Raw genomic sequence first — 25,672 nt, forward strand, 5'->3', positions numbered from 1 at the left:
TAATATGGGTTACGCCCCCGATAGATTAAAGTTCCAGTCGGACTGGATGCGCTTACGCTTGTTCGGCTGTTTTTCCAGTGCAATCGTTTTAATCAGGATGTCTTTGTTTTGTGTAACCGCCGCAAGAATCTTGCAATAGTCCTCTAAAAGTCTCATCGCCGTTTGGGCGGTAAACAACTCCGTATAATACTCCAGCATAAGTTCCAATCCGTTATCTGCTGCCGCCGCGTATAAGGTCAAATCGAATTTTGCCGTTTTATTCGCCAATTCGCAGGGCGCAAACTGTAAATCGCCCATTGCCAGCGGCGCCATATCTATATTTTGTAAGGCAAACATGGTGTCAAACAGCGGATTGCGGTTTAGTTCCCTGGCCAGATTCAGTTTTTCAACCAGTTCCTCAAAGGGGTAGTCCTGGTGTTCATAGGCGGCCAGCGCCTGGTTTTTGACCTCTTGTAAAAACGCCTGGAAGGTTTTATTTCCCGCCGGATAATTCCGCAAGGCCAGTGTATTGACAAAGACCCCAATAAGATTTTCCAGGTCCGCATGAGGCCGGCCGGCAATCGGCGTGCCGACAATCAGCTCCTCCTGGCCGCTGTGTTTCGCCAATAAAACGTTATAGGCCGCCAGCAGCACCATGTACAGGGTCGTGCCGGTTTGGCCGGCAAGCTTGTTTAGTTCTGCCGTCAATTCCCCGCCCAGCGTTAATGTCACCCGATCGCCGGCGAAACTTCTCACGGCCGGCCGGGGATAATCGGCAGGCAAATTCAGTTCCGGCAGTTCACCGGCGAAGGCCTGCAGCCAGTATGCCTCCTGTTTTTTCAGAATTTCGCCCCGGAATTGCCGGTTCTGCCAAAGTGCAAAATCTTTATATTGGATTTTTAAGGCCGGCAATTCCTTTTCTTCATACAAACCGGCCAGTTCTTTGATTAAAATGCCCATGGACACACCGTCCGAAATAATATGGTGCATATCAAAGAACAGAACATGCCGGTCCTTGTCCAATTTCAGCAGGCCCACCCGCAAAAGCGGAGCCTGGCTTAAATCGAAGGGATGCACAAATGCCTGCATAATCTCCGGCAGCTCGTTTTCCGCTCCCTGCAGTCTTTCTATGATAAACTCAACAGCCGGATGGACCCGTTGTACCGGCTCGCCGCCGGCGAATTCAAAAGAAGTCCGTAACGTTTCATGCCGTTGCATCAGCTTTTGCCAGGCGGCATCAAAGCGCCGCTCATCCAGAGGCCCTTCTACCTGCAGAGCGGCCGACATGTTATAAGCCGTATCGTTATTTTCCAGCTGGCTTAAAATAAACATCCGTTTTTGCGCCGAGGAAACGGGATAATATTCCTGTTTGGGCGCCGCTTCGATGGCCCCGTAGTCTGTTGCCGCCGCCCCCGCCATATTCCTGACCAGTTCCTGGATGGTCGGCGCTTTAAACAGGTCCGTCAACGCTACCTCGACGCCAAATTCTTTGTGAATTCTCGCCGCCAGGGTAATTGTCTTTAACGAATGCCCGCCCAGCTCGAAAAAGTTATCTTTCATTCCTACCCTTTCGACGCCCAGCACTTCCTGCCAAAGCCGGGCCATCCTTTCTTCCGTTTCATTGGCCGGCGCCACATATTCCGTCCCCGTATGGATACCGGCCTCCGGTTCCGGCAACGCGTTCCGGTCAATCTTCCCGTTGGGCGTTAGCGGTATGGCTGCCAGCTCGACAAACGCCGCCGGCACCATATAGCCCGGCAGTACCCGGCTTAAATGCTCCCGGAGTTCAGCCACGGCCACTTCCCGGCTGGTTAGAATGTAAGCGCACAGATATTTTCCGCCGGCGCCATCGTCCTTCGCCAGGACTACCGTTTCTTTAACCGCCGGGTGTTTGACCAGTTCCGCTTCAATTTCACCCAGCTCCACCCGGAAACCGCGGATCTTAACTTGCTGATCCAGGCGGCCCAGATATTCCAGGCTGCCGTCCGGCAGCCACCGGGCCAGGTCGCCCGTCCGGTACATCCGTTCACCGGGTATAAACGGATTGGCGGTGAACTTTTCCGCCGTCAGTTCCGGCCGGTTCAAATAGCCCCGGGCCAGACCGTCGCCGCCGATACAAAGTTCACCGGCCACTCCTACCGGCTGCAGTTGATTGTTTTGCCCCACAATATAGATGCGGGTATTATCAATCGGCCGGCCAATTGACGGCAGCATATCACTGGCCCCGGCCGGGTCCACTTTGGCGCAGGTCGCCACTACCGTGCTCTCGGTCGGGCCGTAATGGTTGACCAGGTCAAAAGGCAGATTCCGCGGCGGGCGGCGGTGCAGCTGGTCTCCGCCGGTCAACAGGGCCTGCAGCGGCGCATCCGCCGGCCATTCTTCCCCTAAGAGCGCCTCGGCCAGGGGTGTCGGCATGAAGCTGGCCGTAATCCCGGTTTCCCTGAGCCACCGGATCAGGCCTCTTAGGGAAGCCCGGGTTTCCTGATTGGGAATGTATAATCCCGCCCCGGCGGTCAAATAGGGCCAGATTTCCCACACCGCTGCGTCAAAGGCCGGACCGGCCAGCAGCGTGGCTCGGTCCGTGGCGCGAATGTTATAGGTCCGCTGATGCCAGGTGACCAGGTTCACCAGGCTGGCGTGCTCAATTTCCACCCCTTTGGGTTTTCCCGTGGAACCGGAAGTATAAATCACATAGACTAAATCGTCGGGCTTTTGTTTTAAATAAAGATTCGTCCGGTCGCCGTTATATAATTGGGAGTCATCCAAATCAACCGTTGCGCCGGCGAAAGAAGCGGCTTTCCCCGCCAGATGCCGCTGTGTCAAGAGGACCGTTGCGCCGCTGTCCGCCAGCATATATCCGACACGGTCGGCCGGATACTCCGGATCAATGGGCAGATAAGCCCCGCCGGCTTTCAGAATACCCAGCAACCCGACCAGCATTGCCGGTGAACGCTCCGCCAGTATCCCCACGACGTGGTTAGCTTTGATGCCTTTTTGCCGCAGCTGCCGCGCCAGCTGGTTGGCTTTGCCGTTTAATTCCTGATAGCTCAGCCGTTCCAGGTCAAGGGCAGCCGCCGTATTCTCCGGCGCCTTCGCCGCCTGTTCTTCAAACAGGCTGACGACGGTCCGGTTTTGCGGATAGGCGGCCTGGGTCCGGTTAAAGTCAACCAGTATTTGCTGTCTTTCCGCCGCCGACAACAGTTCAATGGCCCCGAGCTCGATTTGCGGCTGCGCTGCAATGCAATGTAAAATCCTGCTAAAATGCTTAGCCAGCCGTTCTACCATATCTCTGCTAAACAGTTTACAGTAATATTCCAGGGTTATTATCAGCTGACGGTCCTGTTCCACGGCCTGACAGGTTAAATCAAATTTGGCGGTATTATTTTTGAGTTCATAGGGAACAAACTGCAAACCTCCCAGGCTAAGAGGAGCTATATCCACATTCTGCAGCGTAAACATAGTGTCAAATAAGGGATTCCGGTTTAAGGTTCTCGCGGTCCCCAGCTTATCCACCAGTTCCTCGAATTGGTAATCCTGATGTTCATAAGCGGCTAACGCATTTTCCTTGACTTCTTGCAAAAAGTCCCGGAAACTTTTCGTTCCCGCCGGGAAGTTGCGCAATGCCAGGGTATTGACAAACATGCCGATGACATTTTCCAAATCCGCATGGGGCCGGCCGGCAATCGGCGTGCCGACAATAATATCTTCCTGGCCGCTGTATCTGGCCAATAAGACATTATACGCCGCCAGCAAGACCATATATAATGTCGTACCGCTTTGGGCCGCCAGCTTGTTTAACCCGGCCGTTACTTCTTCGTCCAAAATCATTTCGAACCGGTCCCCTTCAAAACTTCGGACGGCCGGCCGGGGGTAATCGCCGGGCAAATTCAGTACCGGCAGTTCGCCGGACAAGGTTTGCAGCCAGTATGCTTCCTGCTGTTTTAAGCGTTCTGATGCCAGCAACTGCTTCTGCCAAACCGAAAAATCTTTATACTGAATTCGCAGGGCCGGCAATTCCCGTCCCTCATACAGAGCCGCCAATTCTTTGACCAAAATTCCCATGGACACGCCGTCGGCAATGATATGGTGCATGTCAAACAGCACAATATAGCTGGTTGGACCGGCTTCAGCCAAAGTTACGCGGAATAGCGGCGCCTGGCCTAAATCAAAAGGTTGAACAAAGTTTTTGATAAGATCCGGTATATTCTCCCGGACCGTTCGCAAAAAGCCAAGGGAAAAGTCTATTTCCGGGTGAACCGTTTGCATCGGCTCCCCGTCAATTAAAGCGAATGAAGTTCGTAAGCTTTCATGCCGCGCCATCAGCTCTTTTACGGCCTGCTCAAAACGGTTTCTGTCCAAGCGGCCTTCTACCATAAAGGCGGCCGGCATGTTATAGACCGTGTCCTGCGCCTCAAACTGATTGAGGATAAACATGCGCATTTGGGCCGGAGAGACCGGGTAATATTCCTGCTCCGCCGCCGGTTCAATGGCCGCATAGTCATGTTGCGCCGTTCCCGCTACGGTTTTGCTGAGCTCCCCGACGGTCTGCGCCTTAAAGATAGTCGTAAGCGGCACTGCCGTGCCAAATTCCTTATGGATTTTAGCCGCCAGCATAATCGCTTTCAGGGAATGGCCGCCGAGTTCGAAAAAGTTGTCTTCCCTGCCTACCTTTTCGACTCCTAGAACTTCCTGCCACACTTGTGCCATTTTGGCTTCCGCCTCATTGCGCGGCGCCACATACTCCCTTCCCGTCCGGATTCTCCCCGCCGGTTCCGGCAGCGCCTTCCGGTCAATTTTCCCGTTCGGCGTCAGCGGCATCTTTTCCAGCTGAATTACACTCGCCGGAATCATATAGTCCGGCAGGCTTTGCTGCAGTTCCTCCTTCAGCCTGGCCGCCGCCACCTCCTGCTCCGCCACGATATAGGCGCACAGATATTGGTAACCGCTCGCCTCTTGTTTGGCTATCACCAGCGCCTCCGTTACGGACGGCTGTTTCAACAGTTCCGCCTCAATCTCGCCCAGTTCCACCCGAAACCCTCGCAGCTTGATTTGATGGTCCATCCGTCCGATGAATTCCACCGTCCCGTCCGGTTTCCACCGCGCCAGATCCCCGCTCCGGTACATTCTCTCTCCCGCTGCGAACGGGTCGGCGACAAATTTCTCCGCCGTCAGTTCCGGCCGGTTCAAATATCCCTGAGCCAGACCGTCGCCGGCAATGCACAGTTCTCCCGGCACTCCCACGGGCTGCAGCCTGCCTGCCCGGTCCAGGATATAAAGACGGGTGTTTCCCACCGGCTTGCCGATGGGAATGCTTCCTTCTGTATCCATCAGATGGTTGATTTCGTGATATGTGGCAAATACGGTTGTCTCCGTCGGGCCGTACATGTTCACCACCCGGCCTTTTCCCAGCGCCGTGAAGGCTTTCTTCACATGCCGGGGCGAAGCCGCTTCCCCGCCGAACAGAATCTTCCGTACCTGTTTCAGACTTTCCAGATTTACATCCACCAGAGTATTGAACAGGGCGGTGGTAATAAAGAAGACCGTTACCTGTTCGATTTCGATAATCCGGGTCAGCCGGGGCATATCCAGCACCGCCGCTTTGTCAATCAGCACCAGTCCGGCTCCGTTCAGCAGGGCGCCATAGATGTCAAACACCGAACCGTCAAAAGCGTAGTTAGATAACTGCAGCAGTACGTCACTGCCGGTTATCGTAATGTAGTTCGTATTTTTGACGACCCGCACCACATTGGTGTGCATAGTCAGATTTCCTTTGGGCTTGCCCGTCGACCCCGAGGTATAAATTACATAGGCCAGGTCCCGGGCCGTATTTTCTTTGGCCAGGTTCGCCGTATCGCCCTGGTACAGGGCCGGATCGTCCACATCGAGGAGTTCGCCGGCAAACCAGGCCGCGGCGGACAATTCCGGCCGGGTAATAAGGAGTTGGGCACCGCTGTCGGCTAACATATAGGCAATCCGGTCCGCCGGATAGTCCGGGTCGATGGGGAGATAAGCCCCGCCGGCCTTTAAGATACCCAGGATGCCGGTAATCATGGCCGGTGAACGGTCCAGCAGCAGGCCGACGATAGTGTTGGCCGTGACGCCGCGGCGGCGGAGCGCCCGGGCCAGTTGGTTGGCCTTACTGTTCAGTTCCGCATAGGTGAGCTGCTGCTCGCCGAAGGTCACGGCAATCCGGTCCGGGTTTTGCGCGGCTTGTTCTTCGAACAGTTCCGGGATGGTTTGATCCCGGGGATACTCTGTCGGCGCCGGATTAAAACCGGTGAGAAGCTGATCTTTTTCCGCCGCCGTTAAAAGTTCAATGTCCGCCAGCTTGCTGTCCGGCCGGACTAATATCCCGGTCAGTATATTTACATAGTGTTCTTTCAGCCGCCCGGCCGTCGCCGGTTTAAACAGCTTAGCGTCGTATTCCAAAGAAAACTCCAGCCGGTTGTTCCGTTCCGTTGCCTCTAAGGTTAGATCAAACTTGGCAATCTTACTGTCAAATTCATAGCGGGAAAAATGCAGGCCTCCTATAGCCAGTTCCGCCTGCTCCGTATTCTGGAGGGCAAACATGGCGTCGAACAGCGGATTGCGGCTTAAATTCCGCGGTATATCCAACTTATCCACCAGTTCTTCAAATTGATAGTCCTGATTTTCATAAGCCTTGAGGGCATTTTCCTTCACTTCCTGCAGGAAGTGAAGGAAACTTTTCTCTTGTTCCGGGTAATTCCGCATAGCCAGGGTATTGACAAACATGCCGAGCATATTTTCCAAATCCGCATGGGGCCGGCCGGCAACAGGCGAACCGACGATGATGTCTTCCTGGCCGCTGTATTTGGCCAGCAATACGTTATAAGCCGCCAGCAGCACCATGTACAAAGTCGTCCCGGTTTCCAGGGCGAGCTGATTTAATGCCGCCGTCATTGCCGGTTCGAGGGCAAACCGCAGCCGCTCGCCGGCAAAACTGCGCACCGCCGGCCTTGAATAATCCGTAGGCAGATTCAATACGGGCAGTTCACCGGCCAAAGCCTGCAGCCAGTATGTTTCCTGCTGTTTAAAGCGTTCACTGGCTAGCAAATTATTCTGCCAGGCCGAAAAATCTTTATATTGAATCCGCAATTCCGGTAAGTTCTGCCCTTCATAAAGCCAGGTCAGTTCTTTGACCAAAATCCGCATGGATACACCGTCGCCGATGATATGGTGCATATCAAACAGTACCACATGCTGATCCTCGGCCAGTTTGACCAGCCCCACCCGAAGGAGCGGCGCCCGGCTTAGATCGAAAGGACGCACAAAGCCGCGAATCATCGCCGGTATCGCCGCTTCCGCGCCGGCAATTGACTCAATGGCAAATTTCGTTGCGTTATGAACCCGTTGTAACGGTTCGCCGTCAATAACTTCAAAAGAAGTCCGTAATATTTCGTGCCGCCTAATGAGTTTTTGCCAGGCTGCCGTCAGCCGGCCCGGGTCCAGTAACCCTTCCATCTTAAACGCGGCCGGCATGTTATAGGTGGTATCGCCGGGTTCGAACTGGTTCAGAATAAACATTCTCTTTTGCGCCGAAGAGACGGGATAGGTTTCCCGGCCGGCCACCGGCTGGATCGAGTCATAGCCCGCTTGCGCCGCCCCGGCAACGGTCCGGCACATATCCCTGACGGTTTGGGCTTTAAACACTTCCGTAAGCGGCACTTCCGTCCCGTATTCCCGCTTAATTCTGGCGGCCAGAGTTACCGCTTTTAAAGAATGGCCACCTAAAGCAAAAAAGTTATCTTCCAGGCCAATGGGAGCCGTTCCTAAAACCTCCTGCCAAATTTGCACCATTTTGGCTTCCATTTCATTCCCGGGCGCCACATACTCCGTTCCTGTACTCATTCCGCCGTCGGGTTCGGGCAGCGCACGCCGGTCAACCTTCCCGTTGCCTGTCAACGGCATCTTTGCCAGTTGCACAAACGCCGCCGGAATCATATAATCAGGCAGTTTGGGGGCCAAATGTTCCCTGAGAGCCGCAACCGTCAGTTCCTGTCCGGCAACAAGATAGGCACACAAATATTTCTGTCCGTTTGGATCCTCCCTGACTACCGCAACGGCTTCCTTGATCCCGGCATAAGTTAAGAGCTGCGTTTCGATTTCGCCTAATTCAATGCGAAAACCCCTGATTTTGACCTGATGGTCCACCCGGCCAAGAAAATCGATGGTTCCGTCCGGCAGCCACCGGGCCAAGTCTCCGGTCCGGTACATTTTCGTACCGGGAAGAAACGGATTGGTCACAAACTTTTCCGCCGTCATTTCCGGCTGATTCAAATAACCCCGGCCGACGCCCTGTCCGCCAATATAGACCTCGCCGACGGCATTCACGGGAAGGACCGTCAGATCCTGTCCCAATATATAAATTTCCACATTAGCCAGCGGCCGGCCGATGGGGACAATATCCGCCGCCCGGGATTTAGTGCAGTCAACGGGATAAACCGTGGCAACATCGCAACATTCGGTAGGTCCGTAAACATTGGTAACGGTAACCTTGCCACCGCTAAATTGGCCGATAAATTCCTGCACCGCAGTATAAGAAAGCGCCTCACCGCCAATTAAGAATTCTTTTACTGCCGGGAATTCCCCGGTCTGGGAACGGGCATTGAAAATTTTGATATGAGCCGGCGTTCCGTCGGAAATATCGATGTGATGAGTGCGGTAGAAATGCAGCAGTCCGTCCCGGTCAAAACGGCTCTCTTCCGGTACAATGCACAAATTATGTCCTAACAGAAGGGCCGGGAAGATCTGTTTGACCGAAGCATCAAAGACATAGGGTGATAACAGCGCTACATTCAAAAAGGAGTCGTACTTTTGATAGATTTGATCCTGCAACCCGTAAACCAGATTGACAACCTGACGCTGTTCAATCATAACGCCCTTGGGCCGGCCTGTTGTGCCGGAGGTATAAATGACATAGGCCAAATCAGCCGGCTGATTTAAAAGTTTTACATTCGAGCTTTTCGCCGAATCAATCTCTGAATCAGTCAAATCAATGATTTCCATATTGACCGGCGCCTTATCCTTAAGCCGGGTTTGCGTAAGCAGGATTTTGGCCTGGCTATTTTCCAGCATGTAGGCGATGCGTTCCCGGCCGTATCCGGGATCAATGGGCAGATAAGCCCCGCCGGCTTTCAGAATTCCCAGGATGCCGGCCATCATTTCCGGCGACCGTTCCACCATAAGGCCGACAATGCTGTTCGGACCCACGCCTTTGCCCCGCAGCACTCTGGCCAGTTGATTGGCCCTGCGGTTAAGCTCCTGATAGGTTACCTGCCGCTCGCCAAAGGTTACGGCAATCCGTTGGGGATTTTTTGACGCCTGCTCCTGAAACAGCTGCGGAATTGTTTTAACAACCGGACAGACCAATTTCCGGTTGTTAAAATCAATCAGGACCTGCCGTTTTTCCTTTTGGGATAGCATATTGATACCGCTCAGGGTTGCCTCCGGCTGTTCCACGATGCTGTTCAGCACATTCACAAAGTGTTTTCCCAGCCGCCGGACTGTTTCCGTCTTAAAAAGTTTACTGTAATATTCCAGGGTAAATTCCAGCCGGTTGTTCCGTTCCACGGCTCGCAGGGTCAAATCAAATTTTGCCGTCTTATTGTCGAATTCATAGGCAATAAACTGCAAGTCTCCCATGCTAAGGGTGGCTATATCCACATTCTGGAGTGTAAACAGGGTGCTGAATACGGGGTTGCGGCTTAAATCCCGCGGTATATCCAAATTGTCCACCAATTCTTCAAATTGATAGTCCTGATGCTCGTAGGCCGCCAGGGCGTTGGCTTTGACCTCCTGCAAAAATTCCCGGAAGCTTTTTGTTTCTGCCGGGAAATTGCGCATTGCCAGCGTATTAACAAACATGCCTACCATATTTTCCAGATCCGCATGGGGCCTGCCGGCAATCGGCGTCCCCACAATGATGTCTTCCTGGCCGCTGTACCGGGACAATACGACATTATATGCCGCCAGCAACACCATATACAAAGTCGTGCCCCGCTCCACGGCGAGCTGATTTAATTTCGCCGTCAGTTCTTCCGGTACGGCAAAATCCAGTTCGTCTCCCTCAAAGCTTCTGACCGGCGGTCGGAGGTAATCACCGGGCAAATTGAGCACCGGCAGCTCTCCCGCCAGGGTTTGCAGCCAATAGTCTTCCTGCTGCTTCAGCCGTTCCGTTGTCAACAGGTTATTTTGCCATACTGAAAAATCTTTGTATTGAATTGTAAGCGCCGGCAGTTCCCGTCCTTCATACAGACCGGCCAGTTCCCGGACTATAATTCCGATGGAAACGCCATCGGCAATGATATGGTGCATATCAAACAGCACCACATACTGATTGGGAGTCACCTCTACCAGGCCTACCCGCAAGAGCGGCGCTTTGCTTAGGTCAAAGGGGCGGACAAAAGCCTGAAAAATAACAGGAAGAACCGCTTCCGTTCCCTGCTGGCATTCGATCGTAAAATCAATAGCCGGGTGAATCCGTTGTACCGGCTCGCCGTCAATCAGTTCAAACGAGGTCCGCAATGCCTCGTGCCGGGCAATCAGCTTTTGCAGGGCCCCTTCCAAACGCAGCTTATCCAAAAAGCCATTTATCTTGAAAGCCGCCGGCATATTGTAAGCCGTATTCTCCGGTTCCAGCCGGTTGAGAATAAACATCCGCTTCTGGGCTGAGGAAACCGGATAATATTCCTGCTCTGCCGCCGGCTCAATGGTCATATAGTCTTTGAGCGCCATTCCCGCTACGGTTTTGCTGAGCTCCCCGACAGTCTGCGCCTTAAAAATAGCCGTAAGCGGCACTTCCGCGCTAAATTCCTTATGGATTTTGGCTGCCAGCATAATGGCTTTCAGGGAATGGCCGCCGAGTTCGAAAAAGTTGTCTTCCATTCCCACCTTTTCTACTGCCAGAACGTCCTGCCACACTTGCGCCATTCTCGCTTCCGCCTCATTACGCGGCGCCACATACTCCGTTCCCGTCCGGATTCCCCCCGCCGGTTCCGGCAGCGCCTTCCGGTCGATCTTCCCGTTCGGCGTCAACGGCATCTTTTCCAGTTGCATCACGCTCGCCGGAATCATATAGTCCGGCAGGCTTTGCTGCAGTTCCTCCTTCAGCTTGGCCGCCGCCACTTCCCGTTCTGCCACGATATACGCGCACAGATACTGGTAGCCGCTGGCCTCTTGTTTCGCCACCACCAGCGCTTCGGTGATAGACGGCTGTTTCAACAGTTCCGTCTCAATCTCGCCCAGTTCCACCCGGAACCCTCTCAGCTTGATTTGCTGGTCCATCCGGCCGATGAATTCCACTGTTCCGTCAGGCCGCCACCGCGCCAGATCCCCGCTCCGGTACATCCTCTCTCCCGTTACAAACGGGTCGGCGACAAATTTCTCCGCCGTCAGTTCCGGCCGGTTTAAATATCCCTGAGCCAGACCGTCCCCGGCAATACACAGTTCTCCCGGCACTCCCACCGGCTGCAGCCTTCCTGCCCGGTCCAGGATATAAAGGCGGGTATTGGCCACCGGCTTGCCGATGGGAATGCTCCCTGCCGTATCCGCCAGGCCGTTGATTTCGTGGTATGTAGCAAATACGGTTGTCTCCGTCGGACCGTACATGTTTACCACCCGGCCTTTCCCCAGTGTCTCAAAGGCCTTCTCCACATGCCGTGGCGAAGCCGCTTCCCCGCCGAACAGAATCTTCCGTACCTGTTTCAGACTTTCCAGGTTTACATCCACCAGGGTGTTGAACAGGGCCGTGGTAATAAAGAAGACCGTTACCTGTTCGGTTTCGATAATCCGGGCCAGCCGGGGCATATCCAGCACCGCCGCTTTGTCAATCAGCACCAGTCTGGCTCCGTTCAGCAGGGCTCCGTAGATGTCAAACACCGAACCGTCAAAAGCGTAGTTGGATAACTGCAGCAGCACGTCGCTGCCGGTTATCGTAATATAGTTTGTATTTTTGACGACCCGCACCACATTGGTGTGCATGGTCAGATTTCCTTTGGGCTTGCCCGTTGATCCTGATGTATAAATCACATAGGCTAAATCCGGAGCCGTATTTTCTTTGGCCAGGTTCGCCGTATCGCCCTGGTACAGGGCCGGGTCGTCCACATCGAGGAGGTCGCCGGCAAAGCCGGCCGCGTCGGACAGTTCCGGCCGGGTAATGAGGAGTTGGGCGCCGCTGTCGGCCAGCATATAGGCAATCCGGTCCGCCGGGTAGTCCGGGTCGATGGGGAGATAGGCCCCGCCGGCCTTCAGGATACCCAGGATGCCGGTAATCATGGCCGGTGAGCGGTCCAGCAGCAGGCCGACGATGGTGTTGGCCGTGACGCCGCGGCAGCGGAGCGCTCGGGCCAGCTGGTTAGCCCGGCTGTTCAATTCCGCATAGGTGAGCTGCCGGTCGCCGAAGGTCACGGCAATCCGGTCGGGGTTTTTCGCGGCTTGTTCTTCGAACAGTTCCGGGATGGTTTTATCCCGGGGATACTCCGTCGGCGCCGGATTGAAACCGGTGAGAAGCTGCTCTTTTTCCGCCGCCGTTAAAAGTTCAATATCCGCCAGCTTGCTGTCCGGCCGTTCCACGATCCTCTTTAAAGCCTGTTCCAAATGCCCCCGGAGTCTGTCGATGGTTGCCGGTTTAAACAATTTGGTATCGTATTCCAGCGTGAAATCCAGCCGGTTATTCCGTTCGATTGCTTCCAGAGTGACATCAAATTTGGCAATCTTATTATAGAAGTCCAAACGGGAGAAGCGTAGATCGCCAATCGTCAGCTCAGCCATGTCCACACTTTGCAGCGCAAACATGGTGTCGAACAGCGGATTGCGGCTTAAATTCCGCGGGATATCCAGCTTGTCCACCAATTCTTCAAATTGATAGTCCTGGTTTTCATAAGCCCTCAGGGCGTTTTCTTTCACTTCCTGCAGAAATTGCCGGAAGTTCTTCTCTTTTTCCGGGTAGTTCCGCATGGCCAGTGTATTGACAAACACGCCGATAATATTATGCAAATCGGCATAGGGCCGTCCTGTAATCGGGGAACCGACAATAATATCCTCCTGGCCGGTATATTGAGACAGTACCGCAGTATAGGCCGCCAGCAGCACCATATATAAGGTCGTACCGTTTTCTCTGGCAAGCCGGTTTAATTGCTCCGTCAATTTTTCTTCCAGGCTAAACCGCAATACGTCTCCCGTAAAACTTCTGACAGACGGGCGCGGATAGTCCGTGGGCAGGTTTAATACAGGCAGTTCGCCGGCCAAAGCCTGCAGCCAGTATTCCTCCTGCCGCCGCCATGCCGCCGTTTGCAGGCTCCTTTCCTGCCATACGGCAAAGTCCTTATATTGGAGCCGCATTGCCGGTAATTCGCTGCCTTCATACAAGCCCGCCAGCTCTTTGATAAAAATATCCGCCGTTACGCCGTCGGATATGATATGATGCATGTCGAATAAAACAATGTGTTCGCCGGCCGCGATTTCCACCAAACCCACCCGGAAAAGAGGCGCCTGGCTTAAATCAAAGGGCCGGGAGAACTTTTGCAGGATCTCCGGGATCGCTTCTCCTTTCTCCTGCATAAACTCGACGGCAAATTCAATTGCCGGATGAACCCTTTGTACGGGCTTGCCGTCAACAATTGTAAAAGAAGTACGCAGCGTTTCGTGACGCTGAATGAGCCGGTTCAGAGCCTGCTCAAACCGGCTCCGGTCCAAATCGCCCGCCGCCTTAAACGCCACAAAGTTGTTATACACCGTATCATTTCTTTCAAATTGATTCAAAATAAACATTCGCTTTTGCGCCGAAGAAACCGGATAATATTCCTGTTCAGTCGCAGGCGGTATGACGGAGGCCGGCGCATCGGCTGCTAATAATTCCTGAATTTGGTCAGCCAGTCCGGTGATGCTGGGGCCCTGCAAAAAATGCACCATCGGCACCACTATGCCCAGCGTCTTTTCCAGCCGGTTTTTGAGCTCAATGGCCATGATGGAGTCAAAGCCCAGTTGGTGCAAGGAAGTCTGAACATCCAGCCTGGCTTTGGGCAGTTGCAAAACCAGCGCCGTCTGCTCACAAAGAGAATCCAGCAGCAATTGACGGCGTTCATCCGGTCCGGCCGCCAGCCATTCCGAGCGGAAAGAGGGTTCCTGAGAGCCGTCTCCGCTGACCGTAGCCGCCGCTTCGCATTCTTGCCGCAGCAATTCCGCCAGCAGCGCTGTTTCACCCATCTGTTGATACACCGTATGCCAGCGCACCCAGTCTACATCCATGGCCAGAATCTGCGTCAGATCCCGTCTGAACAAATTTTCCAGCAGCCTTAGCCCCTGTTCCGGTGCAATTGCCTTCATGCCGGTGCCGTCAGTCGACGCCAGGACGCCAAAACGCGCCGCCATGCCGATTTCCGCCCAGGGCCCCCAATCAATACTTAAAGCGGGTAATTTTAGTCCGCGCCGGTAGTGGGCCAGAGCGTCCAAAAAAGCGTTAGCCGCCGCATAACTGCCCAGACGGGGTGAACTCAGCACCGCCGAAACAGAGGAAAACAGCAGGAAAAAGTCCAGAGGAACATCCGCAAGCAAGTTATGCAAGTTCCAGGCGCCCATAATTTTAGGCCGCAGTACTTCCCGGAAAGAATCCTGACCGCACTCCGTCAGCAACTGGTCGGCGACGGTTCCCGCCGCATGCACGACACCCCGGATTGGCGGCCAGCCCTCGGTGCAGTAATTTTGCAGGAAGGCAGCCAGTTGCGTTGCATCCGCCACATCGACAGCAGCCAAATGAATACTGGTGCCCATCGCTTCCAACTCTTTAATCCCGGTGATTTGACGGGCCAGCCGTCCTCCCTGGGAAAGAACATCCCCCCATACGGCCCGGGGCGGCAATTCAGTCCGTCCCAGCAGAATGAGCCGCCTGGCTCCCTGCGCTGCCATCCAGCGGGCCACCTGCATACCTAAGTCACCCAAGCCGCCGGTTATTAAATAGGCAGCATTGGTTGGCCAGGAAAACGGAACTTTTTCTTTCCGGGAAGCGCTATCACGCTGCAAACGGGCTGCATAACGCACTCCCTGGCGGTAAGCAAGCTGCTCTTCGTCCGTCCGGAAAAGGTCGTCCACTGCCATTTGAGCGCTCAGTTCATCCGTCATAGCGGAGTCTATATCTATCAAGCCGCCCCATAATTCTTGCTGTTCCAGGGCAATGGTCCGCCCCAGGCCCCACAGCGGCGCCTGGGCAACATCAATGCCGGCGCCGGCTGGCAGAACGGCCTGACTGTCTCGGGTTATCAGCCATAATCGCGGCCAATTCGGCATCGGGCCGGCTGCCCGGATCGCCTGAATCAGCGTAAGGATATGCAGGCAGCCCCAACTTTGCGCTGTTTCCAGATCCGCCAGGGTAACCTCATTCTGAACAGCGGACCGGATGCTCCAGGTATGGATTATCCCCTGACAGGAATCCCTCACGGCCTGTAAAAGCTGCTTCATATCTTCCCGTGACGGGCCGGCGATGAATACATTGGCCGCTTCCTGTTGGAAAGACTCACCCGGATAAGCCAATACCGTTCTTTTCCCCAACTCGTTTAAACGCCGGGCAATCGCCTCGCCAATCCCCTCACGCCGGGTAAAAATCAGCCAGCTTCCCCCGCCCTGATCCGCCGGATTCAGGCTGCTTTCGGCCGGCTGCCAATCCAGCTTATACAGCCACCGGTCCCATTCACTGTCAACTGCAGGCACCGCCGCCGGCGTATAAACCATCCGGGACCCTACCGATTCAAACCAGTAGGCTTCCCGCTGCCAGGGATAGGCCGGCAGGGAAATGCATTTTCCTCCTTCCGGATAAAGAGCCTTCCATTTCACGCTATAGCCGAGAGCGTACAATTTTCCCAGCGAATTCAGTATGACTGCCCGCTCCGGTTCTTGCCGGCGTATCGAAGGCAGCACAATCCCGTCTTTTTCCGCCTTAACAAGGCTTTGTCTGACTGCCCCGGCCAGTACGGGATGCGGGCTTATTTCAACAAACACATTATAATCATCTTGCGCCAACGCTTCGACAGCGGTGGAAAAAAGCACCGACTTTCTGAGGTTGCCGGCCCAATAACCGGCATCCAGCTCCTGCCCGTCTATCAGCCGGCCGGTAACGGTTGAGTAAACCGGCAGCCCCGCCGGCTGGGGCTGCAATCCCTGCAGGGATTCCGTCAATTCTGCCAGCAGCGGTTCCATTTGCGGACTATGAAAAGCGTATTTTACCGGTAAGGCTTTGCAAAATACGTTCTTTTGCTGCAACGTTGCCATAATTTCATCCATACTGTCCGGTTCCCCGGATAAAATCAGCGACGTGGGCCCGTTATAGCAAGCGACAGAGACTTTCTTTTCGTACCCCTGCAGCAGCGAGTTTGCTTCTTCCCAAGCCAGTCCAACCGCTATGGTTTTTCCCTGGCCGGTTGTTCTCTGCATAAGCCGGCTGCGGTGAAAAATGACCCGTACAGCATCGGCAAGACTCAAAGCGCCTGCAATATGCGCCGCCGCCACTTCCCCCATGCTATGGCCGACTACTGCTGCCGGCTCAATGCCCCATGTCAGCCATAACCGGGCCAACGCCACTTGTATAGAAAAGAGAGCCGGTTGGACATATTCGGTTTGATCCAGGCGGCTCTCGGATTTTTCCGCCATTAATTCCGTAATCAGCGACCAGTCGGCATGCCGGTGAAATAAGGCATCACATTCTTCAATAGCCTCCCGGAATACCGGCTCCGTCTGAAAAAGCTCCCGGCCCATAGCCCACCATTGGGGACCCTGGCCGGAAAAAACAAAAACCAGCTTGGGCGGTTTCACCGGTCTATTTTCACTGCCTGCCAACCCTGGCGCTTCCCCGTTAAGATAATCCGTGAAAAAATCAATGCACTCCTGCCGGGAGCGGACAACCGTCGCCAGCCGGCACCGGTGATGGCTCCGGCGGATTGCGGCCGTATAGCCGATGTCTTTTACCGGAACGTTGCCGCCTTCCCCCATTAGATAATCCCGGTAAGACCGCGCCAATGCCTGCAACGCTTCCTCACTGGCCGCCGATACGGGCAGCAGGTATTCGGCCTGCGGCCCATAACCGGCCATACTGTACTTTTTTAAAGCAGCCGGCTGAACACTCTGCAGGACCACATGGGCATTGGTCCCGCCAAACCCGAACGAACTTACTCCGGCCAATAGAGGCCCCTCTTTCTCCGGCCATGGACCCAGTTCCGTCTGTACCTCTAGGGGCAAGTCCGGAAACGGAATATACGGATTGGGCTGATCGAAATGAAGACTGGGCGGAATTTGCCGGTGCTTCAGAGCCAGCGCAACTTTAATCAAACCGGCAATACCGGCGGCCGCCTCCAGATGACCGATATTGGTCTTGGCCGAGCCAATCCGGCAAGGGCTCTGGGGGGAACGGCCCGCTGCCAGCACTTTTCCCACGGCATTGACCTCGATTGGGTCTCCCAGGGAAGTCCCCGTGCCGTGCGCTTCAATATACTGAATTTGGGCCGGTGAAACGCCGGCCCGCCGGTACGCTTCCCGCACAACCTCTTCCTGGGCCTGTCCATTCGGAGCGGTCAACCCGTTGCTGCGTCCGTCCTGATTGACCGCACTGCCCGGAATTAAGGCATATACCGGGTCACCGTCCCTCAATGCCTGGGATAAAAGCTTAAGCACGACGACTCCCACTCCTTCCCCCCGGACATACCCGTTGGCTCCGGCGGCAAAGGTCTTGCAGCGGCCGTCCGGCGCCAGCATGCCGGCCTTAGAAAAAGCATCGGTTACTTCCGTTGATAATAAAAGATTAACGCCTCCCGCCAAAGCCAGGGAAGATTCCCCGTGCCGCAAGCTTTGACAAGCCAAATGCACCGCCACCAGAGAGGAAGAACAGGCTGTATCAATCGCCATGCTTGGCCCCCGGAAATTCAGCAGGTAGGAAATCCGGTTGGCGGCAATGCTCAGAGCGTTGCCGGTGGCGGCGTATATATCCGTTTGGGCATAATTTCTTACCATCGTACCATAATCATAACCGGAAATGCCTACAAATACGCCCACTCTCTGTCCGGCCAGCTGTTCCGGCACCTGTCCGCCATCTTCCAGCGCCTCCCAGGCCGTTTCCAGCAGCAGCCGCTGCTGCGGATCCATACCGGCCGCTTCCCGCGGCGAAATACCGAAAAATTGGGCATCAAATTTTTCGACTTCTTCCAGATATCCGCCCATTCCGGCGGCCTCCGATTGTCCGGCCCGGCGGGCCGGCATCTCCGTAATGGCATCCACGCCGTTTTTCAGTAAATTCCAGAATGCCGCCGGTCCGGCGGCGCCGGGAAAACGGCAGCCAATACCAATGATGGCAACCGGTTCCAGTTTATTCTCCGGCTGATTTGTATTGCCGGCATCCGGTTCACCGGGTGCGGCCGTTAAGAAATGGACAATTTTTGCGATGGATGGGTAGTCCCATACCAAAGTGGGAGAAATCGTCCGTCCCAGCCATTCGCTCATTTCGCCGGTAATTATAACGGCTTCCGCCGAATCCAACCCATAATTATATAAAGGTTCATGAATGCCGATTTTGTTTTTGTCTACCTTTAACCGTTCCGCCAGGCGGCAAAGGAGCCACTCCTGAATTTCTCCGCTTCCTTTGCCGGAGCCGGTGTCTGCCCCACCGAAACTGTCTTTAGCCATTCATAACTCCCCTTTCAGCGCTTAACGTTCCGTCTAATAAGCCGGCGCGGCAGGCATGACGCTGAATCTTGCCGCTGGAGGTTTTGGGAATGCTGCCCGGTTTCAATAATAAAATTTGGTGAATCTGTAGTTCATGCTGAGTAAATATACTTTCTTGAATCGCACTGTAAATTTCCGTCAAAACCTCATTTTGCCCGTCTTCGCCCTGATTTTCCCGCGGCCGGAAGCGCCGTTCAATTTCGGCAACAATACCCAGCCGCTCTTCCCCGTCGATATCCAGGGAAAAAGCGGCGCAGCAGCCCGGACGGATGGCTTCATGACATTGTTCAACCGTCAATTCGATATCCTGGGGATAATGATTGGTTCCCCGGATAATAATGAGGTCTTTGAGACGGCCCGTGACAAACAATTCGCCGTCATGAATAAAGCCCAGATCGCCGGTCCGTAAAAAAGGCCCGGCGCCGCTGTCGGACAAATAAGCATGAAAAGTCCGGCGGGTAGTCTCCGGTTTATTCCAGTATCCCCCGGCAACGCTGGCTCCGGAAACCCAAATTTCTCCCACTTTATCCGGCGCGCACCGAACTAAAAGTTCCGGATCGGCAATTACAAGTTTATGGTTCAGCCAGGCGTGCCCGCAGCTTACCAGAATCCGGCCCGGTTCGGCCTCACTGCAAGCAGCAATCTCATTTTTTTCCAAAGACGGGGCGCTGAATTTTCCCGCTGCCGGCGGCTCATTGACCCCGCCGCCGGAAACCATCAACGTGGTTTCGGCCATGCCATAGCAGGGATACATGGCAGTCCGGCTGAATCCGACCGGTTCGAAGGCCGCCGTAAAGCGTTCAATTGTCTCATAGCGCACCGGCTCCGCCCCGTTAAAAGCCGCCCTCCAGGAGCGCAAATCCAGCGTCGCCTTTTGTTCCTCTGTAATCTTGTTAACACATAAATCGTAGGCGAAATTCGGCCCGCCGCAAAAAACCCCTTTATAGTCGGAAATTGCTTTCAGCCAGCGGTAGGGTTTCTGGAGAAAGTCCACAGGCGACATAAAGATATGGGACCCGCCGGTGTATAGCGTTTGGAGCACATTGCCCATCAGTCCCATATCGTGGTAAATCGGCAGCCATCCTACGATCACGGTGTCTTCCCGCAGTTCAAAAGCCGTATTAATGACCTTTTCATTATTCAGGACATTGCCGTGGCTTACCATAACGCCCTTCGGCAAGCCTACGGAACCCGACGTATACTGCAAAAACGCCAGGGTGTCTCCCGTTGCCGCCGGGTCCTGCCAGCGATAAGCCAGGGCGGTATTAATGCTGTCCGTCATTAACCATTGCAGTTCGGACAAGCCCGGTGTCTGCTCGATCAAAGGCTCAAACTTGGCGATAATCGCGGCAGTTGTCAATACTGCCTGGGCTTTGGAATCGTTAACAATATTCTGCAGCCGTAATAAATTGCGGTTAAGCCGTGGCGGATAAGCGGGTACCGCAGCCACGCCGGCATAGAGACAACCCAAAAAAGCAATGATATAATCCAATCCGGCGGGATAAAGCAGCAAGGCCCGTTCTCCTTTCAGTTCCAGACTTTGCAAAAAGGCCCCCACCGCCCTGGCCCGCCGCTCTAATTCCGCATAAGTTATCGAGCCTCTCTCGCTCTCCCCGTTAGTCAAAAACGTATAGGCGCGTTTTTCGGGTTGTTGTAAAGCCCGGTAACGAAGCAATTCTACCAAAGATGAAATGTCTCCCAATGACTCAATCGCCGTATTTTTCATGAACCAAACCAACCTCCCAAACAATTTTATAAAAAAAGAAACGCTCTGCAGCGCTCCGTTTGTCTATACATTAAATTCACTTATATTTTCATTCCACTTCATGGCTCACTTAGCCAATATATCAATATTTCCGGCTAATTTTGTAAACGTTTAATTGTTCCCGCGATTGCCATACCGGCTCATCAATTCCGTCTCATAAAGCGCCAGATCTTCCTGGACGGCATTGACCACCTCGGTACAATGGTCATGAAGATAAAAATGATCTCCCGGAAACATACGAACTTTAAAATCGTTTACCGTTTGTCCTTCCCATAAATTCAGGTCTTGATAGGTTATGTCCGGGTCTTCCATGCCGCCTAAAATGGAAAGAGGGCAGGTCAGCGGCATGCCGCCGGAATATACGTAGGTTTCATGCAGGGCAAAGTCGGCCCTCAGTGTTGGCAGCAGTACCTGCATCATTTCGCTGTTTTGCAGAATCAATTCCGGCGTGCCGTTATATTCCCGCAGCCGCGCTATAAAGGCGTTATCCGGCAATAAGTGCATGGGCGGCTTTTTTCTCTCCACCACCGGCGCCCGGTAACCGGATATAAATACGCCCAGGGGACTCATTCCTCTTTTTTGCAGCCGGCGGGCCAGCTCAAAGCTAACCAGAGCCCCTAAACTATGGCCAAAGAAAGCAAATGGCATTTTTAACTCCGGCGCCAGCCCATTGACTAGTGCGTCAAGCAGCGACGGCAGGAGGGTAAATTGCGGTTCCGTGATCCGCCTTTCCCTGCCGGGATATTGGATGGGACAAATGTCGATTTCCGGCGGAAATAAAGAAAACCAGTCACGAAAAACCGAAGCGCTGCCGCCGGCATAGGGAAAGCAAAACAGCCGCAGCCGGGCGGCGGGATGGGGCCGCCGGTACGGAATCCATGGATTTAATGCATGTATTGATGTCATAACAATCTCCTCCGTTTCCACTATCCGTCTTTAAAAATTCCTTCCAGCTCGATATTCTTTTTTTCATCCAGCACCGGAATCTCTACGGTAATGCGACGATTTCGCCGCGAAACCTTTTTCACAATATGCCCTAATCCGGCTAACGGCCCCTTAATAACCTGCAATTGACCGTCATGGTTTTCCACCGTGCTTCCTTCCACAATGCCGTCCTTGCCGATCAACTGTTGAATAATACACTTTTCTTCCTCTAATATCGGGATTAAAGTGCCGGTACTGTATACCAGCCAGACCAGCTTTAAATCACAGCGGCGCAGCAAGTAGTCAAATTCCCCTATCTTTTCTTGGGGATAGGCAACGAATAAATAACCTTCAAACAAAGGTCTCACTAAACTGATTATGGTTCCCTGTTTTCGCCAGCTGATTCTCCGGCGCGGATAAATCAGCTCGATACCGGCGAATCGTTTCCGCAAAAGCGTTAATGCCGCTTCCTCCTTGCCGCAAATCGTACGCAAAACGTACCATTCAATGGTTACCACCTCCTAAGAAAGACCCTAAGGGTCTTTAAATGGAAGGAAAGTATTTTACTTTTCGGAAGTCTGAGAAGAATACGTTATTTAGAAATAACCCGAAAAGTTATACTTTCTGATCCCATAAAAAACCGCATGCGAGACCATTGAGGACTTAAAAATGGCCCCATTCCAGGTTTACTATAACGTTCTTCCTACCGTTCCCGCGCCTCCGCAGTGAATATTCGAAAGAATTTTTGCTACTGCCTTACCCGTTTATGTCTATCTAATTTTTACCAAAAAATTTCTTGCATTTCTATATATATTGTCGAAAAAAGCGATATTCTTGTTTAAAAAGTCAGTTTAAACGACTGAAAATTAATTTACAAAACAGGTGCTTTTTCCGAAGAAAATGTTCAAAATTTCACATTTCCCCTTACTTTTTCGGCAGGAAAGACGAAAATGCTTTTTAAATGGCCGTTTAAATACACAACAAAAAAGCGCAGGCTTGCTTGCATTCTGCTTCGGGTGCAAACGTGCTTGCGCTGTTACTATTATACTTCCTATTCTTTTTGCTAGTCATCTAAATTCCCGTACTACTCCGATTTTCCATTTGCCTCATACTTATAAACTGTTCTTCTGCATACTTCCGAATATTTGGTGTAAAATCCCTACTTCGAAAAGCTGGGCCAACTAACAAAGGATCTGGTTTTACTCCCAAAAATTGAACTTCAGGTTTCTCAACGATTTCTAATGCTTGTTGTATTAGTAAATCAAAAGCCATTTTATAACTATGCGCTTTGACTTCCCACAAAGATTGAAACATAAACGGATCATTTATTCTAGCTTCTTTAAGAATTGGTCCAGTATCTACGCCATTATCAATATAATGAACAGATGCTCCTGCTGCCTGCTTAAATTTAGTAACATCACCTTTAGCTGCTAAGTTTTCAATAGCAAACATTCCTCTAGCATAAGGAAGAACTGCCGAATGACTATTAATTATACATCCCTTTGTATGTTCAATCCAAAATGGGTTCAGAATTGTATCTAAAAAAATAAAAATAAATATCCTGGTAGCTTTTTGGGATTCTCTTTTTAACCACGTTTCTACTTCTTTACTATTTAAGTTTTCACCTAAAAAAAGGGTAGAAGGAAATGAATCCGCCGAGTGGGAAGGAACCCCAAATAATTCAATCATTTTCTCTTCCGCTTTACTAATATTCTTATATAATCCCAGAAGTTCTTCGAATTCTTCATTTGATAATTGCCTTTTCTTATAATGCTTCTGATGAAATTGCAATTTGTTGGATACTAACTGGCCTTTATTTCCGCGTAAAAGAATACCTTGAAATCCTAAATAACTTTGGAACGTTTTAACCCATTGTGATACCAAATAACTAGTGTGAAAACAATTTTCTGTTAGCAGAAAAAAGTTATAAGGTCGATTATTTTTTATCATAAGCGACTCCCTCCTTATGTTGAGCAAGCTAGAAGATATCACTTTTATTTTACAAACTCTATAGTAAATTCTTGTTAGGTCGTAAAGACAAAATCACTACAGTGCCAATAATACAAAGTCCTCCCATTACTTGAAAAATACCAAAAGAAACGTGAAGCCAAAATACGGATGCTAATGCAGCAGATAGTGGTTCAGCACTTGCCAATAAACTAGCTTCTGTTGGTGTAATAAACCGTAAGCTATCGATATAGAGATAAAATGCAATTAAAGTGCCAAATAAAACTACAAAACTTACAAATAAGACAGACAATAGGGACCAATGTTGCCCTTGAAATTGCCACAGCGGATTAATTACGCTTAACCCTACCCCGCCAACGACCATGCTCCAGCCGACGACAACAACAGAGCCCCATCGTTCCAATAAACCTGCCGGATATAATGTATAAAATGCTAATGAAACAGCTGAACCTAATCCCCAAGCTACCGCCACTGTAGATATTGTTAGCTTCTGTACAGAACCATCTGTCACGAGCAGAAATGTCCCGAAGAGTGCTAAACTAACTGCAACTAACTCCCGAAAGTTTGGGAATCTCCGAAATCGCACTGCTAAAAATAAAACAATAAACGCGGGTCCGAGATATTGCAATAAAGTAGCGGTTGCTGCATTACCGGTTTGAATAGCTTCAAAGTACGTATATTGAACGCCCAGCATCCCTATAAAACTAAAAATAATTAAACGGAAACGATCATTTTCATTCTTCCAAATAGCCCATACTTGGCATTTGTTTTGCTTAATGCTCGCAATTAGCAATAGTAATAAGCCGGATAAAACCATTCTCACAACTACTAACCATTGCGGATGAAAACCTTCGTATTGAAACAAAGCTTGGGCAACAGTCCCTGATAATCCCCATAATGTTGCCCCAATTAATACCATAATATATCCTTTATAGCGTGAAAGATTAAATGTTTTTCCATCAAGTATAATTGCATCAGCCTCCGTCATTTCACTCTTCCTTTAAAAGATTTATTAAATAGTACCCTCCTTTCATTATTACTTAAAAATAGTAGCACTCCTAATTTTTTATTGGATATAATAAGGATTTACTTTCCTCAATTGTAAGACATTGGTATTTATTTGTAAATGCACTTACTGAAGTTGTAATTTTTAGAAAATTGTTTTCAAATAACATATATAGTGGTATTTAAAACTTTTTATATTACTTGATTAACTCTTGCAATCATGATATTCTTTTTATATATTGGATATTTTTACCACTCACACTTTGATGTGGAGGATTTTTATGGTAATGACATCAGGTAAAGCTGTGTATTTCTTCTGTTCCGATGAAACAAAAGATCCTGTCGCCGGGCATGTACTAAGAGAAGCATTAAAATTATATAATTTTGACGAAACTGATATTATAATTGATAAATTTCCCATGTTTAAGCATACCGACAAAAATGGTAACTTATTTTGCTATGTACAAACCAGTGAAGTTCTTAGCCACAATTATCCCAAATATCTTCCTATATTGAACTATCATTTTGCCGATTTTGACATTGCTGGCATTGTGAACTGGCATGGTGGTCAAAACGCACCCGACGGTATTCTCACAGTCCATACAACAGGGGATGTTGAAACAGGTTTTTTTAGTCCAGTTAAACCTCTTTATATGCGAAATCTTTTGTTATCGCTTAAACAAAATTGTGAGAAGCTTTCAATTCGTGATTTTATTGTCACATGCGAGGCGACTCATTGGTCTGGTATACCCCATAACGGAAACGCTAGCATGATTCCTTTATTTCAGGTACCAATTATTGATATTGAAATTGGTAGTAGCCCTATACGTTGGGCAGACCAAGGCGCTGCCCGAGTTATTGCCAGTGCTTTATCAAATGTTTTCACGGGAGATTCAAACAAACTACTAAATTTATTATGTATTGGGGGAATTCATTTTGAGCCGGCTTTTGCCAATGTGCTTTTCCAGAACTGGGATGGATATGCGTTTGCTATATCTCACATTTTAGCGGGCCGTTGGCTAATTGCCGGTAAATACGACACTGAAGAAGGACTTGTAAAACTGGAAACATGTTTAAAATCAATTCAAGATACTGTAGACGGCATTATTTTTCATGATAGCTTAAAAAGTGGTTATAAAGAACAATGTCGAATATTAGCTAAAAAATATGATATCCCAATATTTAAACATCAGTTATTACGCAAGCCAATTGATATATTTAAAGCATTGTCAAAAAAACGGCAGACTGTGTAAGTTTCTTGTTCATAAAACAAAAAAACGGTGGTTTACACTCTCTTTTGAGTGCAAACCGCCG

General features: G+C 51.3%; 7 protein-coding genes. 1 reads left to right on the forward strand and 6 read right to left on the reverse strand.

Annotation, left to right across the window (positions count from 1 at the left end; all coding sequences use genetic code 11):
* Positions 1–9: 9 nt before the first annotated feature.
* From LUCIF_RS01610 to LUCIF_RS01635, 6 genes are all read right to left on the reverse strand, one after another.
* A complete protein-coding gene (locus LUCIF_RS01610) occupies positions 10–18,657 on the reverse strand; it encodes a non-ribosomal peptide synthetase/type I polyketide synthase (protein WP_122626130.1) in 18,648 nt (6,215 codons plus the stop codon).
* Complete coding sequence (locus tag LUCIF_RS01615) at positions 18,650–20,422, reverse strand: fatty acyl-AMP ligase (RefSeq protein ID WP_122626131.1); 1,773 nt, start codon at positions 20,420–20,422, stop codon at positions 18,650–18,652. The genes LUCIF_RS01610 and LUCIF_RS01615 overlap by 8 nt, the downstream gene beginning before the upstream one ends.
* Before the next feature lie 150 nt (positions 20,423–20,572).
* The gene (locus LUCIF_RS01620) at positions 20,573–21,367 is read right to left on the reverse strand and encodes a thioesterase II family protein (protein WP_122626132.1); all 795 of its coding nucleotides are present in this window, start codon (positions 21,365–21,367) and stop codon (positions 20,573–20,575) included.
* A 20-nt stretch (positions 21,368–21,387) separates the two neighbouring features.
* Positions 21,388–21,903, reverse strand: coding sequence for a transcription termination/antitermination NusG family protein (locus LUCIF_RS01625; protein WP_207856825.1), 516 nt, complete (start codon positions 21,901–21,903; stop codon positions 21,388–21,390).
* A gap of 553 nt (positions 21,904–22,456) precedes the next feature.
* Entirely contained in the window at positions 22,457–23,335 is an 879-nt protein-coding gene (locus LUCIF_RS01630; protein WP_122626133.1) for a formyltransferase family protein, read from the reverse strand.
* A 58-nt stretch (positions 23,336–23,393) separates the two neighbouring features.
* The gene (locus LUCIF_RS01635) at positions 23,394–24,341 is read right to left on the reverse strand and encodes a DMT family transporter (protein ID WP_122626134.1); all 948 of its coding nucleotides are present in this window, start codon (positions 24,339–24,341) and stop codon (positions 23,394–23,396) included.
* Positions 24,342–24,639: 298 nt separating this feature from the next.
* On the opposite strand from LUCIF_RS01635, the gene LUCIF_RS01640 reads away from it, so the two are divergent.
* Positions 24,640–25,611: a D-aminoacyl-tRNA deacylase gene (locus LUCIF_RS01640; RefSeq protein WP_165865844.1), complete on the forward strand. Its 972-nt coding sequence runs from the start codon at positions 24,640–24,642 to the stop codon at positions 25,609–25,611.
* Positions 25,612–25,672: the final 61 nt, after the last annotated feature.

Source organism: Allolucifera butyrica (assembly GCF_900476375.1).
GTDB lineage: Bacteria > Bacillota > Negativicutes > Sporomusales > UPPP01 > Lucifera > Lucifera butyrica.

Bases quoted from the DNA above. Each gene is read 5' to 3' on its own strand.
- LUCIF_RS01620 (WP_122626132.1), bottom strand. From the start codon at position 21,367: ATGACATCAATACATGCATTAAATCCATGGATTCCGTACCGGCGGCCC.
- LUCIF_RS01635 (WP_122626134.1), bottom strand. From the start codon at position 24,341: ATGACGGAGGCTGATGCAATTATACTTGATGGAAAAACATTTAATCTT.
- LUCIF_RS01630 (WP_122626133.1), bottom strand. From the start codon at position 23,335: ATGATAAAAAATAATCGACCTTATAACTTTTTTCTGCTAACAGAAAAT.
- LUCIF_RS01640 (WP_165865844.1), top strand. From the start codon at position 24,640: ATGGTAATGACATCAGGTAAAGCTGTGTATTTCTTCTGTTCCGATGAA.
- LUCIF_RS01615 (WP_122626131.1), bottom strand. From the start codon at position 20,422: ATGAAAAATACGGCGATTGAGTCATTGGGAGACATTTCATCTTTGGTA.
- LUCIF_RS01610 (WP_122626130.1), bottom strand. From the start codon at position 18,657: ATGGCTAAAGACAGTTTCGGTGGGGCAGACACCGGCTCCGGCAAAGGA.